This is a genomic window from Winkia sp. C0117E2, from assembly GCF_056590455.1.
In genome coordinates, this window is record NZ_JBWPWD010000004.1 from 247,913 (window position 1) to 264,567 (window position 16,655).

The following is a 16,655-nucleotide window of genomic DNA, read 5'->3' on the forward strand; positions in this document are numbered from 1 at the left end:
GCTGCTGGCACACGTGTCTTCTATTCTTCCACGGATCAGCTCAGTTTAGTGCAGTTGTTTCGGGGTGTGCGCTTCCGTTTGCAAGCAGCGTAGCCAGGTGTATACCTTTGCGTCCCGCCAGTTGCAGCGCCTGCGTGCGGCAAGAGAATCCGTCGGCTAACAACACCGCATCGGGGTTCGCCCTCAGCGAGGGCAGCAGGTCGTTTTCTGCCACCTTTACCGACACGTCGTAGTGACCCTTTTCCATGCCGAAGTTTCCTGCCAGCCCGCAGCAGCCAGAAACCTCTATCACCTGGGCTCCAGCGCGGCGCAGCAGCTGCCGATCCCGCTGCCACCCCATCACCGAATAGTGGTGGCAGTGTGGCTGAGCAACCACCTTTAGGCCGTGCAAGTCAGGTAGCTTCCAGTTAGTTGGGCCTATGGGCGCGGGAGTGCTAAGCAGTTCTGCCAATGTGTAAACGTTCTTCGCCACCAGGTGCGCCCGCCTGTCCTGGTGCAGTAGTTCTGGAAGATCGTCGCGGAGGACGGCACTGCAGGACGGTTCCACCCCTACGATCGGGATCCCCGCTGCGGCCAGTGGGGCCAGGTTTTCTAGCAGCTGGCGGAGGCGCTTCTTTGCAGCGGGAAGCTGCCCCGTGGAAATCCAAGTCAGCCCGCAGCAGCTAGGGGGCGCGAGCAGCACCTTGTATCCGGCCTCGTGCAGAACCTTCACAGTGGCCTTTGCGCCCACCGAATCGAGTGTTTCACTGAAGGAGTCTGCCCAGAGTGCGACGTACCTATCCTGCGGGCGCGCTCCCGCGAGCGCCTGCTCTATTCCTACCCGCTTTGCCCATTTGCTGAATCGTTCAGTGACTAGGCGGGGTGCTTGCCGGCGCGTATCTAGGCCGGCAACTTTGAAGGCGATTTTACGTAGCGGGGTGGCCATCGCGGCGTTTATGACTTTAGCGAGGCCGGGCAGGCGCGTTGCCAGCCCCACCCACCTTGGGAGGGCGCCCAGCAGGTAGTGGCTGGGTGGGCGAAGTCGCCCTCGGTAAATGCGGTAGTAGGCCTCGCTGCGATATTTTGCCATGTCCACCCCGGCTGGGCAGTCGGCGCTGCAGGCTTTGCAGGCCAGACACAGGTCGAGCACTTCCAGTACTTCTGGGGAAGCGAAGGATTCAATCAGGTTTCCGTTTGCCGCTTCTTCTAGGATGCGAGCCCGCCCGCGAGTGGAGTCCTTTTCGTTGCCGGTAGCAGCATAGGACGGGCACATGAATACGCCTTTGCTTTGGGCTCGACATTTGCCAATGCCGGTGCAGCGGTGCACTGCGGTGGTGAAGTCGCCGTGGTCGGCGCCGAAAGCATATCCGCCGCGAGCAGGAATGGCTTTTGCTGCTGGGCGGCGTAGGTGTGCATCTATCGGTTCGGGATCTACCAGCACGCCGGGATTTAGTAACCCATCCGGGTCAAAGATGCCTTTTACCTGGCTAAATAGTGCTAGCGCCGAGGGCGAATACATGCGGGCGAGCAGTTCTGAGCGGGCCCTCCCGTCCCCGTGCTCGCCCGAGATGGAACCGCCGTGTCGGGCAACGATGTCCGCTGCTTCTTCTAAGAAGGCGCGGGTACGGGCGACGCCTTGCGGCTCGGTCAGGGGAAAGTCTAGGCGCACGTGCACGCAGCCGTCCCCGAAGTGCCCGTAGAGGAGGCCGTTGATGCCGCGCCTGTTCATACAGGTGGTGAAGTCTTCTAAGTAGTCGGCTAATTTTTGCGGAGGGACGGCAGCATCTTCAAAACCTGCCCACGCCTGCTCGCCGCCAGTTACGTTGCCATGCTCGTCTCGGACAATTGGGGTGCGCCCGCCCAGGCCGGCCCCGTCGGCCCTGATGCGCCAGAGGGCGGCTGCGTCCTCGCCGGGAGGATAGATGGCTACCTGATCCGTGTGCGCGGCGCCGGCTATTTTTTTCGCCAGTGCTAAAGATTGCGGCTCATCTGCTGCCGACACTTCGCACATTAGCCAGCCGCCGCCCTTGGGCAGTGCGGGAACCTGGCCGCGGTTTTGTTTGACTACCTCTACCAGGTTGCGGTCGAGCCCCTCGACAGAAAGAGGCCGAAACGCCAACACGGTGGGAACGTCCCTGGCCGCTTCGATCATGTCCGCATAGCCCAACGCCATGAGCACCGGAGAAGCAGGTATGGGCACAAGTTTTACTTCTATTTCGAGTACAGTCACCAGAGTGCCCTCGCTACCCGCCAAAAACCCGGCCAGATTCCGCCCCGATTCTGGTAGGGCCATATCCAATTGGTAACCCGAGACTTGCCTAGAGAATTTACCGAATTCCTTGCGGATGGTGGCCAGGTTCTGGTCAATCAGCGCTTGCAAGTCTTCTCGCGGGGCGAGCGAGTCGTTTCGGGCAGTAAAGATATTGCCAACCCCGTCCACGCACTCCAGCGACACAATGTTTACCGCCGTCCTGCCCCACGCTGTTGCATGCGGCCCGCAGGCGTTATTTCCTACCATTCCGCCGATAGTGCACCGGTTCTGGCTAGAGGGATCAGGCCCAAAACGCAATCCGTATTGGGCGGCACGCGCCTGCAACGTTGCTTCTACACATCCTGGTTGCACGCGGGCGGTGCACCGTTGCGGATCAATATCCAGCACCTGGTTCATGTGCTTGTTAAAGTCGATTACCACTCCGGGCCCTATGGCGTTGCCGGCACAGGAAGTGCCCGCTCCCCTGCTGGTCAATGGCAGTTTTGCTTTCAGGGCGGCTTTTATTCCAGCGATGGCTTCTTGCTTGTTGCGGGGAAAATAGACGGCTGCGGGAATAACCCGGTAGATGCCGGCATCGGTCGAGTACATGCCGCGCGTAAGCCGACTAGTGTCCAATTGCGAGCGCATTTGGACTGGCAGATGCTGTGCCATTGCCTGCGCCGTCCCCGATGATCCCATGTTTCAATGCTCTCACTGTTTGTGGCCCCAATGTTGCACTACCAACCAGTTTTGTTCCACCTGCATCACCCGTATTCTTCGAGAATGTAGTCGAGGGCGGCTTAAGCCGCCCTCGACTACACCCACACAGGCCAAATCAGTGCTCTCGCCTTAGCATGTATATTCCCGTCCCTACAGCAAGCAGCGTTAGCGCCATCGCACCAGCCAGTAACGCGACACTGCCCGAATGAGCTAGCTGCCCCTGTTTTACTATGACAGTACTCCCCACGCCTGGCCTTCTCTCCTGCGCATGAGTGTTCACAGCACCTAGCTTGTTGCCGCCGGTTTGCTTGGGAGCAGCATCATTCTTACTTTCGTCTGCCTGCTCTGCACCGGCGGGAAGATGGCCCTTACCTTCCTGATCGGTTTCTGCAGGTTTTTCGGCATCTGCCGGCTCCGAGCTTTCCGAAGAGTCAGAGGACTCCTCTTCCTCCCACGGGTTTATGCGCATTGCCAGCACATGCGCTGAATTGGCAAACCCTTCGCGGCCTTCGCCCTCTTCCGAAATGACCCCGTCCGCACCAATGGCAAGGGTTGGCCCCTCTAGCACGTTGCCTACAAAGGCGAGGGCGCGCCCGAAGCGTGCCTGCTCGCCGGGGGAGCGAATCACGCTCACCGATTCCGGCAGAGTGGTCGGAGTCTCTTTAAACACCGAAGTGTCAAAGAGGAAAACGCGTCCATCCTTTTCCATGGTGGGGGCACCGACCGCAATGAGCGCCTTCTTCTTCCCCGGGAGGGCATCTACTGCCCAGCCGAAACCGCTGTTTTTTGCCGGACCGCGCACCACTCGTACGCCCTCATTTCGAGCACCATCTGCAACGGAAACGCTCACCTTCGTGCGTTGTCCCTTGTGCCCGTAAACAAGTAGCAGCCCGCCCTCGCTTTGGTGCATAATCTGGCCGCCATCGTAGCCAATGACAAAATCGTTGTAACCATCGGAGTTCACATCGCCAACGGGCGCCACCGAGGCTCCCGCGCCTAGCCGGTGCGACGCATCAGGAGACATGGTCAGCTCAAAGGAATTACCGGGGGCAACTTGCACCTCCTTCTCGGTAGACCCGTAGACCAACCAAGCTTTGCCCGGATATATGCCACCGCCTTGCTCAGCTTGGAAGTCCGTCAACACCCAGTCGACCACACCGTCACCGTTTACGTCGCCGACGGGAACGGACTGGCTAAGGAAATGCCCTTCGGGAGCAAAGACGGTTCTCACTACCGCGCCCTCGGGCGGGGTCATCTTTTTCATATCCACATTGGCCGCATGCTTCTTGCCCGCAAAAATGTAGAGGGCGCCCTTGTGCCCCTTCTCGCCCCTGGCTAGATTGGCGTCGCCTAGCGTTACGGCAATGTCGGCCAATCCGTCCTCGTTCACATCGCCGGCCCTGGATATTTGCACCGGAGAGGAACCATATTCGGGCAGATCAATCCACCACCCCTGATCCGGATGCAGGTTGTTCAGGTCCACTTTGGCAAGGTGAGGCCCGCCGTAGATGACCCAGGCTCGTGCCATCGTGTGCGAGTTGACCGCCAGGTCGGCGATACCATCACCATTCGTGTCGCCAAGGCAGGCTACCGACAATCCAACAGAAGAATCCGTGCCGGGGTCGGTTGTCTCTTTCGGACCGTTAAGCGCGATCGTGTCTGCTGCCGGCACGTCTTTGCCCTTGGTGCCACCGGGAATGATTTGCACTCCGCCAGTTACATTGGGAAGCCATCCATGGGTCGAGGTCGAGTCCAGATAGAAGGGGTCAAATTTCCATTCCGAACGGGTAGGCATGCCAGCGATAATGTCTGCCTTGCCGTCACCGGTCACGTCGCATTGGCCCTTGACCAGCGACGAGCCAAGACCGGAAGAGAACTCTCCCTTCCAGATTTTCTTCTCTGGCGTATCTAGCGATTGCACGGCCGATTCGCGCTTTTCGGGCTCCGGCGCCGGATATGGCGGGTCTATCTTTTGTTTCTTCGGTTCGCCCTGATGAGTCAGATCGATGGTCCACACGTCCACTTTGCCAGTGGAGTTCACTGTGAAGATACCGTTTAGAGTGTCTTCTCCGCGGCGGGGCATCACGCCCACTTCCACTCCTGCATCATCTTTTTCGTCACCACCGGCCAGCCACAGCTTGTATTTTTCGCCAATGCCGTCGATACCGAGCCCGTTGTTGTAGTTCTTGTTTAGGGCTTGCGCAGATATAACGAGGGCGCCCGTGTGTTCTTCGTCCACCGGTTTGCCTACCACCAGCGCACCGGGTTTGTCGCCGCCGTCCACCCAGGCGAGGGATGCCCCAAGGTGAGCGCGCAATGGTGCCCGCAGCAGGTACCCTACTGATTTCCCATCTGCCGTGACCGGGCTGTCATCAGTCGAGGTGACGTCTACCTTGACATCGTTATTTAGGTCAGTAATTAGTGCTACCGCCCCGGTTTCATTGTTGGCCAGGGGTGCGCCAATTGCCAAGTCGTCGTCTTCGTCCCCATTTAGGTCACCGGTAGAGGTGATGGCGGCCCCGAAACGAGCGTCTGCGTCCCCAGTTGCGGTCATGGTGATCGCGCCTGAGCGCGGTTCTACAATTTGTACTTTTCCCACCTCAGACATTCCGAGCGCGAACGTGCCGTCACTTAGTGCAACTACCACTTCAATATTTGCGCCCAGATCGAGGGGCTTTCCTTGGCGCTCGCCGGTGGCATCGTAGAAGTAGAGCTTGTGTCCGGATGCTACTGCCAACCTATTTCCACTGCTGGCCATGGCGCGGATGCCCGCGACCTCGACTTCTGCGGCCTTCTTCAGTCCGGCACTGTAGATGAAGATTTTATTTTTCGCTGCCACGGCAAGACGAGTCGAATCTGGTAGGCAGGCTGCTGCAAGGCCGTACCCTTCCGCCTCTTCTGAGACAGTCTTCACCGCATTCTGTTCTTCGATACTACGAGTTACTTCGTCATTGTCAGACCCGTACGGAATATATGGAACCGCGTAGGTTTTACGCTTTTGCGGGTTGGTGAAAATCATGTCTGCCAGGTCGTCACCGGTAATATCGCACCCTACCGCGGGCACGTGACCAGCGTCGGGGTAGGTAACCCTATCGGTGCGGCGAGCCACGTCGTTGAAGCGGGTGCCGTCTACGGCTGACCACTTAGGCAGGTTTGAGTCTGCTCCGGTTGCAGGTTTCTCTGCAGCATTTGCCGCAGGGATAATGGTTGCGCAAAGGAGTGCGGCAGCGATGCCTGCGCTTCCCCTGCGGAATCTTGCAAATTCCACGCAAGGTCCTTTCCAAGAAACAAATAAGACCTACTTAGGGTAGCCTAAGCTACTACTTATTTGCATTTGGGGCACCTGCCGCAATGTTTGGTGTTGTGCCGCTAGGCTTGGCGCTTCTTCACGAAACCAAGTCGAACACGCGAAACATGGCATTGTCGACCAAGGTTTACGAAACTAGACCAAGGCTCGCGAAAGCTGCCGAAAGCAAAAAGGAGGGCGGCCCCGGCAAGGACCGCCCTCCTTTAGCGCTTTTATTTAGGCGTGTTCACGCATTGCGGTGGCGCGGCCCGCTTCGAGCCGGGCTACCGGAACACGGAACGGCGAACAGGACACGTAAGCCATGCCCAGTTCGTCGAAGAAGCGCACCGATTCGGGGTCGCCGCCGTGCTCGCCACAAACCCCAAGCTTGATGTTCGGCTTTGTAGAGCGGGCGTTCTGCGCACCCATTTCGACCATGCGGCCAACACCGCGGCGGTCGATCGTTTCGAACGGGGAGACACCCAAAATGCCCTTTTCTAGATACTCGGGGAAGAACACGCCCTCGACGTCGTCACGGCTGAAGCCCCAAGTGGTCTGGGTCAGATCGTTAGTGCCGAAGCTGAAGAAGTCGGCCTCTTCGGCAAGCGCTTCCGCAGTGAGGGCGGCGCGCGGCAGCTCGATCATGGCACCGATTGGAATATCGAGTTTCACATCGTATTCCTCCTCGATGGAAGCGATGATCTTCTCGGCTTCCTCGCGTACATAGCGCAGTTCGTTCACGGACCCGACTAGCGGCACCATGATTTCTGGACGCGGATCCTTGCCTTCCTTCTTTAGCCTGGCGGCAGCGCCGATGAGCGCGCGGATCTGCAGTTCGAATAGGCCGTCGAAGTAGAGGCCGAGGCGGACGCCACGAAGTCCCAGCATCGGGTTAGCTTCGTGCATGCGCCGCACTGCCAGCAGCATCTTCTTATCTTCTTCGCACTGTTCACCCTTCGCTTCTGCCACGGCCACCTTCACTTCGAGGTCGACCAGGTCAGGCAGGAATTCATGGAGCGGCGGGTCAATCAGACGCACGGTCATAGCCTTGCCATCCATGATCGGCAGCATCTGCTCAAAGTCGCCAGTCTGCAACTTTTCCAGTTCGTCCAGGGCATCCTGGCGTGCCTGCGAATTGGGCTCGGAAAGAATAGCGCGCTCAATCAGCTTGCGCCGCTTGCCAAGGAACATGTGCTCGGTACGGCACAGGCCGATTCCCTGTGCGCCGAAGTCTACGCTTCGCTGCGCGTCCTCGGGAGTATCCGCGTTGGCACGCACATCCAGGGCGCGCCGCGAATCAGCATGTTCCATGATGCGTGCTACCGCGTGCACCAGGTCTTCGTCTTCCTTCTTGCCCTTGCAAGCTTCCAGACCGGCATCAAGACCGTGGGTCAGGTAAGTGGTAACCGGGGAATCCTCGACTGCCACTTCCCCTTCAAACACTTCGCCGGTAGTGCCGTCGATCGCAATGGTGTCGCCAGAGTGGAAGACCTTATCGCCAATGCGCAGCTCCCGCGCCTTGGCATCAATGTGCAGGGCTTCGGCGCCACAAACACAGGTCTTGCCCATGCCGCGCGCAACCACTGCCGCGTGCGAAGTCTTTCCGCCACGAGCGGTGAGTACGCCCTCGGCCGCCACCATGCCCGGCAGATCGTCGGGGTTAGTCTCGCGGCGCACCAAAATCGCCTTCTTACCCTCGGCGGCAAATGCCTCGGCCTCGTCATTATCAAAGACGACACCGCCAACGGCAGCACCCGGCGAAGCAGCCATGCCCTTAGCGATCATGGTGCGATCAGCACTGACGTCGAACTGCGGGAACATCAGCTGAGTCAGCTGCGCACCGGTGACGCGCTCGAGCGCCTCGTCCTTAGTAATCAGCTTCTCGTCTACCAGCTGGGTAGCAATCCGGAATGCCGCCGCAGCAGTACGCTTGCCCACGCGGGTCTGCAGCATCCACAGCTTGCCGCGCTCGATGGTGAACTCGATGTCACACATGTCCTTGTAGTGCGTCTCCAGCGTACGCATGATGCCCAGCAGCTCGTCGTAAGACTTCTTGTCCTGCGTTTCGAGGTCGGACAGCGGGTGCGTATTGCGGATACCGGCAACCACGTCCTCGCCTTGAGCGTTCATCAGGTAGTCGCCGTACACGCCCGAGTGCCCCGAAGAGGGGTCGCGAGTAAAGCAAACACCAGTACCGGAAGTCTCGCCCATGTTGCCAAACACCATGGTGCAAATATTTACCGCCGTGCCCAGCGTGTGCGGGATGCGCTCGCGGCGGCGGTAAATGTGGGCGCGCTCGGTGTTCCAGGAACGGAACACGGCCTCAATACACTGATCTACCTGTTCGCGCGGATCCTGCGGGAAGGGCTTGCCAGTCTGTTCCTTGACGATCTCCTTAAACTGTTCGGTCAGTTCCTTCAGATCGTCGGTGCTGAGGTCCATGTCCAGCTTGACGCCGCGCTTTTCCTTCATTGCCTCGAGGGCGTCAGAGAACAGGTCCCCGTCTAGGTCCAGCACTGTCTTGCCGAACATCTGCACTAGTCGGCGGTAGGAATCCCAAGCGAAGTGGGCATCCCCTGCTACCTCGGCGAGTCCTTCTACCGACTTGTCGTTTAGGCCAACGTCCAGGACGGTCTCCATCATGCCGGGCATCGAGAATTTTGCGCCGGAACGGACCGATACCAGCAACGGATCCTTGGCATCGCCCAGCTTGCGCCCCAGCTTGTCTTCTACTGCACGCAGGTAGCGGGTTACTTCAGTACCCAAAGATTCGGGGACTTCGCCGTCCTTCAGGTAGGCGCGGCAAGCGTCGGTGGTGATAGTGAATCCCGGGGGAACGGGCAAGCCTAGCCGCGTCATTTCTGCCAGGTTAGCGCCCTTGCCACCCAGCAGGTCTTTCATGTCTTTGTCGCCTTCAGAGAAGTCGTAGACGTACTTGACCATCGTTAATTGGCCTCCATTGGTTCAATTTTGATGAAAAATGCAATTCGCTTCTTCCGGGTAGATTCTAGCAACTTTGGGACGTAAGACACTATTTTTGAAAACAAACAGTCTCACCTGCATAAACATCCCATCCCAAACACATCCACTCTGTGATGTTCGTCCCACTCGATTCCTTACCGAACGGTAGTATGGCATGCTACGCAGTCGCGAATTTAGGTCACGTTTACATAACAGCCCTATACTGAGGGCATGTCGGAAGAGGTAGAAATAAGGCACTCCCCGCAGCGGCGAACTCCTCCCGCTCCTTACAGCGGTCTACGGCGTAGCGCCACTTCGCCGAAGCCTAAGCCGACTTCCCATAAAGCGCCCCCGCGCCCGGGCCGCGCTCCTCGCGCTCACTCGATTCCCCGCCTCCTCCCAATTGCGGCCGTGCTGACACTGGTGGCGGGCGTTGGCATTGGCGCGCTGGCGGGCAACCATTCCGGGGCGGCGCAAAAGAGGGCAGCCTCCGTCAACCCTCCGACCACTATTTCGAAGAGCGTGAAGAAGGAAGCTCAGGACGGACCCAAAATGAGCCTCACGCCCTCGGATCACTTACAGGGAAATAAGGTCCCCACGGGTTGGAACGGCAAGGCCATCCCCGCGTCGGGTACGGGCGCCCACCCAGCGGTAACGGGTACTATCGCCGGCCTCAGCGCCGACCGCCAGATCACTTTTAGCGTCGAGGTCGAAGACGGACTCCCCATTGACAAGCAGGTGGCGGCCGACTCGATTTTTCAGATCTTGAACGACCCGCGCGGTTGGTCCCAAGGAGGGCAAGTATCGTTTACGCGCACTGACAAGAACCCGCAGATGCGGATTGTGCTCGGCTCGCCCACCCTGATCGATTCCATTTGTGCCCCGCTAGATACAGATGGCGAATACAGCTGCAACAATGGCAACTTCGTCGCCCTCAACGCGAAACGGTGGACTGCCTCCGCTGACCTGTGGCGCAATGCGGGTAAGAGCGACGACGATTACAGAATCTATCTAGTCTCGCATGAAGTAGGCCACTTTTTGGGTCATGGGCACGATTTTGAATGCCGCGAGGACGGGCTTGCCAAAGTGATGATGCAGCAGACCGGCGGCATGGTCACCCAGTGCACTCCGAACGGGTGGGTAAACCCCACCGCGAAGCCGTAAACTAGGTCCACCTAACCTAATCTGAAAATTTAGGGGCGCCGGCGCACAGACAGCTTATTTTCCGCAAAAATACGTTAAACTGCGCTAATTTGCTTTCTTGCGATCTGTAATTTGAAATGCCTATGATCACCCTTAGATAGTGTTGCCTTACCTTATGGAGCACTGTTGATCCTATCTAATAAGAGGTGAAATCCTGTGAGCCCTACGCGGTCATCGAAGACGCAACTGCGCGGTCTTCTACTGCTAGTTTTTGTTGCTTTACTAGTATTCTCATTAGCTCCTAACTCGTTAGCCGACGAGGGCGGAAAGTGGACCCAGGTAGCAGAGCGAATAGGAACCAACCTAGACAAGGCCCAGAAAGCCCTGGACAAGGGCGACAAGGACGGCGCCAAAGAGGCCATGCAGGAGGCCCGCTACGGCGAATTTGTTCGCACCGGCTTTGAGTCTGCCGTAAACGGCAAGATCTCGGGTGGAGACGCGTCCCATTCGGACATGGAGTTCGGCGCCCTCAGCCAGGCCATCAAGAAGGGCGACACCGCCGAGGCCAAGAGGATTATCGACGGTCTAAAATCCCACATCAGCGACAACGCGAGGGTGCTAGACGGCGGCACTGTCAAGACCAAGGACCTGCGCGTCAGCAACGGCAAGTGGGGCCAGGTGGCCACCACCATGAACGGCATCTTGGATCAGGCGGTAAAGGAGTCCAAGAAGGGCAATGCCGACACCGCTAAAGACAAGGTGAACGAGGCCTACTACGGCCACTACGAGACCACCGGCTTTGAAAAAATGACCGGCGCCCGCGTCAACGGCGCCCGCGTTTCCTCTATCGAGCTTGAATTCTCGCTGATCAAGAAGGCTATTTCCGAAAAGAAGACCGACGAGGTAGCCCAGCGTATCGATCAGCTGAAGCCCCAGCTGATCGAAGATGCCAACAAGCTTGACGGCTTCGATGGTTCTGGCAAGTCCGCCGGCGGATCAACTTCCATCTTCCTTGGCTCGTTCCTAGTGATCCTGCGCGAAGGCATGGAAGCAATCCTGGTGGTAGCTGCCGTCATCGCCTATCTGGTGAAGGCCGGTCACGCCAACAAGACCAAGTACGTGTGGATGGGCGCGGCTATCGCGCTTTTGATGTCCATTGGCCTAGCAGTAGCCTTCTCAGAACTCGCCTCGCTGGCAGGCAAGAACCAGGAGCTGCTGGAAGGTCTAACCGCACTGGTTGCCGTGGCAATGCTGATCTGGGTCTCTAACTGGATGTTGGGCAAATCCAACCAGAAGGCGTGGGACAAGTTCATCAAAGACAAGACGGACACTTCCCTTACCCGCGGCTCGCTCATATCGCTGGCATTCGTTGCCTTCTTGGCAGTGCTCCGCGAGGGCGCAGAAACCATCCTGTTCTACCAGCCCGTTATCGCCATGGCAGGCGACGACATGCACCTGGTGTGGATCGGCTTGGCAGTGGGCGTTGTCTGCCTAGTCATCATCTACGCCCTCATCCGCATCTTCAGCGTGCGCATCCCGTTGCGCCCGTTCTTCATCGTGACCTCCATTTTCCTTGCGATCATGGCGTTCACCTTCACCGGCTCGGGCATCAAGGAACTGCAGGAGGCAGACGCCTTGCCTGCTACCCCGCTTGATGGCTGGCCCACCGTAGACCTCTTGGGAATTTACCCCAGAGTCGAGAACCTGCTTGCACAAGCTATAGTTCTCGTGATCATTGGCGGCCTGTTCGTGTATGCCTACCTCAAGCAGAGGCGTGCACGCGCGCTAGATGAAACAAAATAGTACCGTCTCAATACAACATGGAGATATAAATGAAAACCTCTCTGAAGCGTCTGACCGCGCTGGTGGCGGGGCTTGCTCTGGCGGGCTCGATGACCGCTTGCTCGGCAGGCCATGACAAGGGTGCCGACTCCGCTAAGGATTCCTCTACCTCGCAGAAGGCTGACGACAAGGCTGACGAGGAGAAGGATGGAGGCGACGAGGGCGGCTTCAAGGAACAGCCGATCGGCGATGACGTCTACGAAGGCCCCATCAAGATCTCGGCCGTCTACTTCCAGCCCGTCGAAATGGAACCCAAGATGGGTGTCTCTGCTGCTGAAGCTTCCATGCACCTTGAAGCAGACATCGCAGCAGTCAAGGACAACAAGCTTGGCTACGGCGCAGGTGACTTCATTCCTGGCCTGACCGTCAAGTACGAGATCCTCGGCAAGGACGGCAACAAGGTTCAGGACGGCACTTTCATGCCCATGAACGCCTCCGACGGCCCGCACTACGGCCTAAACCTGCCTAAGCTGGAGGCCGGCGACTACACCCTGCGCGTCAGCGTAGAATCGCCTGAGGCCAACGGCTGGATGCTGCACACCGACAAGGAAACTGGCGTTCCGGGCAGGTTCTGGACCAAGCCGATCGTTGCTGAGTTCAAGAATTGGCACTGGGATCCCGCGACCTCCCCGTGGTGGTAAATCAATCTAGATAGGTAGGAAAGATAGTGCTCGAACAACTGGTACAAGTAGTCGCTTCACTGCTACTCGTGTCCCTAACGTTGGGAGCACTGTCGCCTACCCTTGCACTGGCAAGTGGCGGGGACCCGGTTCGTCCGGGTTCCCGCCCTGTCTTGTGGGGCACGGTGCTGGGGGCCCTGTTGGGGCTGGCGATGGTCATTGTGCACCTGTATTCCATTATTCGTTTTGACCGGCAGCACCTAACGCTGACTACCTTGGAGCCGACTATTGGCTTGGGACTGGTAACGCTGGTGCTCATCTGGATCAATGGGCGGAAAACGCTGAAGGCGATGCCGCTTTCGCCCTCTGATAGGCCGGTCCGCCGCCCGTGGGCGCTGGCAGCCCAGCTGTGCGGTTCCCTGTGGGTTGTCCTAACAGTGTTCAGGGCCAGCCAGCAGGTTTACATGCAGGCACGCACCTTCGTTCCCGTGGGTGCCACTTTCTTTTCCACTCCCACTTTCTTGAACATTGTGGGCTACTGCCTGGGACTAGCGCTGGTGCTGGTGGCCGGACTGGGGGTCGCCCGCATGTGCCGCGTGCGTCCCACCTTCGCGCTAATCATTACTACCCTGTTCATGCTGCTCGTTAGCTCCGGGCACGTGTTTTTGCTGCTGCGCCTGTTGTACTCGATCAGGGCGATCTACCTGGTTCCTGCCGGCGTAGCATTTTTGACTTTCCTGGTAAACCACGAACCGATGCTCACTTTCGCAGCCGTGGCTATTACCGTTTGCGCCGCCATCTACCTATACGTACGAGGACGGGCACTAAAGATTTCCGGGCCGAACCCGGCTGCGAAGAGGCTCAAGAGGGCCCGCTCGCGCTCGATGCGCAGGGCAGGCTGGACCAACGTAATTGCCATGGTCATCTCGCTGATCGTGCTGACTGTGGGCGCTCACTTTGCTAGCGGCGAGATCCAGCTGTCCCCTCCGGAGGCATTCCAGGAAGAGGGCACCAACGTGGTGATCCCGCTAAAGCAGATTGACGACGGACACCTGCACCGCTTCGAGTACCCGACCAAGGATGGCACCAAGGTACGCTTCATCGTCATCAAGAAGGCCGGCAGCGCCTACGGCGTAGGCTTGGATGCCTGCGACATTTGCGGCGCCTCCGGCTACTACGAAAAAGATGGGCATGTCATTTGCAAGCTTTGCGAAGTAGCAATGAACATTGCGACCATCGGGTTCAAGGGCGGATGTAACCCCATCCCACTGGAGTACTCGGTGACTGAGGGCAAACTTACCGTCCCCAAGTCCGCCCTCGAAGGTTCGGTAAAGATTTTCAAGTAAGGCGGAATATATGTTTTTGCGAATGATAAAAGGAGCCCTATTCCGCCAACGTGGGCGAAGGCTCATGATCATGGCAACGGTAGCTCTGGGCGCCTCGGTGGCTACCGCAATGCTGTCTGTCATGTTCGGCGTTGGCGACAAGGTCTCCCAGGAACTGAAGGCTTACGGCGCAAATATTGTGGTTCGCCCCAAGGGCGCCGCGGTGATTCAGGACTTGTACAACTTCAAGCAGAGTCAACGCCAGCAGTCCTACTTGAAGGAAGATTCTCTGGGCAACATCAAGACGATCTTCTGGACCTACAACATTTTGGATTTCGCTCCCCTGCTGGACACTGACGCGCAGGTTGGCGGTAACACTGTGCGCGTGGTTGGCACCTGGTTCAACAAGCACATGGATCTACCGTCGGGCGAAAAGTATGACACGGGCCTGGAAAATCTGCGGGGCTGGTGGAAGCTGCAGGGCAACTGGCCGGTGAAGGGAGACACCAGGGGCGCCATCGTAGGTGCGAAGGTGGCCAAGGATGCGAACATCAAGGTGGGTGATACTTTCACCATTTCCGAGGAAGGCGCTTCCGCTGCCGTGACCGCTCGCGCGATCGTAAATACCGGAGGCGAAGAGGACCGGCAGGTGTACGCCGACATTTCGGTGCCACAACAGTTGCTGAAGAAGCCCGGCGCCGTGGGGCAGGTAGAAGTTTCGGCGCTTACTACCCCTGACAACGAACTGGCCCGCAAGGCAGCGAAGGACCCCAAGTCCCTGTCAATTTCCGAGAAGGAAACCTGGTACTGCACCGCCTACGTCTCTTCCATCGCCTACCAGATTGAAGAGGCGATCCCCGACTCGGTAGCCAGGCCGGTGCGCGCGGTGGCCCAGTCGGAAGGCACAATACTAGAAAAGACCCAGTTGTTGATGGTCTTGGTGACGGTCCTGTCAATGGCAGGATCCGCCCTCGCCATTGCCAACCTAGTGACCGCTAACGTAATGGAACGCGCCCGCGAAATTGGGCTCCTAAAGGCCCTGGGCGCACGCGACCGCGCCGTGGCCGGGCTGCTACTTACCGAAATCGTTCTGATCGGCTTAGTCGGCGGGCTCGTCGGCTATGGGGCGGGAATCGGACTCGCCCAGCTGATCGGCCACCTGGTCTTCGGCTCGTCCATCACGGTAATCCCCGCAGTGGCAGGCATCGTAGCCGCCCTCGTCCTACTGGTAGTGGTAGGCGGGTCCATCCCAGCAGTGCGCTTCCTGCTGAAGCTGCGTCCGACCGAAGTGCTCCACGGGAGGTAAATCGTGAACAAACGCAAAATGTTTCTGCGCATGGTCATGGCCTCCATCGTGCGCCGCCGCTCGCGCGTGCTGGTAGCGATGCTGGCTGTAGCAATTGGCGCTACTACCCTGTCCGCCCTCGCCACGATTGCGGTGGACGTGCCCCGGCAGATGGCCCGGGAGATGCGCTCTTACGGCGCGAACATGGTGGTGCTGCCACAAGGCGAAGGCAAGACGCTGGACAAGAAAGTCGTCCAGGACGTGTCCAAGCAGGTGCCGGACGGCTCGCTGGTAGGCGCTGTGGGCTACGAATACCAGCCCATCACCATCAACGACCTCCCCTACGTGTCGGTGGGCGCAGACCTGAACGCGGTCCGCAAAATGTCCCCGTACTGGTACGTAGATGGTGCCTGGCCGAAGAAGGCCGGTAGCGTCCTTCTTGGCAAGCAGATTGCGAACGCAACAGAGGCAAAGCGCGGCTCGCAGATCGAACTGACCAAGCTGGCTGAAAAGCAAAGCTCGCAGCCCAAGCAGCCCTCCCCCACCGCGAAGGACGGCAGCATCGACTATTCGAAGTCTGCCCCGGGAGCTGGCGGGAAGACGCAAAAGCTAACAGTTGAGGTGGCCGGCATCGTCGAAACTGGTGGCCCCGAAGACGGCTTCGTCTACATGTTCCCGCAGGACATGCAACAGTTGACCGGGCACCCGTTTGCGCTTACCGTAGCCGAATTCTCGATTGCGGCTTCTTCGGATTCGCTGCAAAGCCTGTCGGAGAAGGTGTCCAAGAACGCCGACTACACCGCCACCCCGGTAGCGCGACTGGCCCACTCGGATGCATCCGTGCTGGACATGCTGCGCTCGCTGATGGTCATCATCACGGTGATCGTGCTGGCACTGATCATGATCGGCGTGTCCACCACCATGATGGCGGTAGTGACTGAGCGGCGCAACGAAATTGGTTTGCGCAAGGCACTCGGCGCTGAAGATAAGTCCATTGTCACCGAATTCTTGGGCGAGGGCGTAGTCCTAGGCCTGGTCGGTGGCGTCGCCGGGGCGGCCCTAGGCTACGGCCTGGCACAGGTGATCTCGCTGAACGTTTTCCACCGCACTGTGGCCCTGCACTGGTCGGTCATCTTCGGCACGATCATCCTGTCCATCATCGTATCTACGCTGGCCAGCGCCATTCCTGTGCGCCGAGCCGTTGAAGTCGATCCCGCCCTGGTACTGCGCGGAGAGTAAGGAG

9 protein-coding genes are annotated in these 16,655 nt (G+C 58.7%); 6 read left to right on the forward strand and 3 right to left on the reverse strand.

Annotated elements, in window-relative coordinates; all coding sequences use genetic code 11:
• Positions 1-40: 40 nt before the first annotated feature.
• The 3 genes from AC1EKG_RS07255 to ppdK all read right to left on the reverse strand — a co-directional run bounded on the left by AC1EKG_RS07255 (position 41) and on the right by ppdK (position 9,179).
• Entirely contained in the window at positions 41-2,902 is a 2,862-nt protein-coding gene (locus AC1EKG_RS07255) for an FAD-binding and (Fe-S)-binding domain-containing protein (protein ID WP_065420863.1), read from the reverse strand.
• A gap of 163 nt (positions 2,903-3,065) precedes the next feature.
• The gene (locus AC1EKG_RS07260) at positions 3,066-6,218 is read right to left on the reverse strand and encodes an FG-GAP repeat protein (RefSeq protein ID WP_070425062.1); all 3,153 of its coding nucleotides are present in this window, start codon (positions 6,216-6,218) and stop codon (positions 3,066-3,068) included.
• A gap of 255 nt (positions 6,219-6,473) precedes the next feature.
• Positions 6,474-9,179 carry a pyruvate, phosphate dikinase gene (gene ppdK, locus AC1EKG_RS07265; RefSeq protein WP_004807262.1) on the reverse strand — a complete coding sequence of 902 codons (2,706 nt, stop codon included), beginning with the start codon at positions 9,177-9,179 and terminating at the stop codon, positions 6,474-6,476.
• Positions 9,180-9,428: 249 nt separating this feature from the next.
• Between ppdK and AC1EKG_RS07270 the strand changes: the two genes are divergently transcribed.
• The 6 genes from AC1EKG_RS07270 to AC1EKG_RS07295 all read left to right on the forward strand — a co-directional run bounded on the left by AC1EKG_RS07270 (position 9,429) and on the right by AC1EKG_RS07295 (position 16,651).
• The gene (locus AC1EKG_RS07270; protein WP_004807260.1) at positions 9,429-10,361 is read left to right on the forward strand and encodes a DUF3152 domain-containing protein; all 933 of its coding nucleotides are present in this window, start codon (positions 9,429-9,431) and stop codon (positions 10,359-10,361) included.
• 195 nt (positions 10,362-10,556) lie between these two features.
• On the forward strand, positions 10,557-12,143 hold the full coding sequence (locus AC1EKG_RS07275; protein ID WP_004807258.1) for an FTR1 family iron permease: 1,587 nt from the start codon (positions 10,557-10,559) through the stop codon (positions 12,141-12,143).
• Positions 12,144-12,172: 29 nt separating this feature from the next.
• Positions 12,173-12,823: an iron transporter gene (locus tag AC1EKG_RS07280; protein ID WP_004807257.1), complete on the forward strand. Its 651-nt coding sequence runs from the start codon at positions 12,173-12,175 to the stop codon at positions 12,821-12,823.
• Positions 12,824-12,849: 26 nt separating this feature from the next.
• Positions 12,850-14,148: a Fe-S-containing protein gene (locus AC1EKG_RS07285; protein ID WP_004807255.1), complete on the forward strand. Its 1,299-nt coding sequence runs from the start codon at positions 12,850-12,852 to the stop codon at positions 14,146-14,148.
• Positions 14,149-14,158: 10 nt separating this feature from the next.
• Complete coding sequence (locus tag AC1EKG_RS07290) at positions 14,159-15,433, forward strand: ABC transporter permease (protein WP_004807254.1); 1,275 nt, start codon at positions 14,159-14,161, stop codon at positions 15,431-15,433.
• 3 nt (positions 15,434-15,436) lie between these two features.
• A complete protein-coding gene (locus tag AC1EKG_RS07295) occupies positions 15,437-16,651 on the forward strand; it encodes an ABC transporter permease (RefSeq protein ID WP_004807252.1) in 1,215 nt (404 codons plus the stop codon).
• The last annotated feature ends 4 nt before the right edge of the window (positions 16,652-16,655 follow it).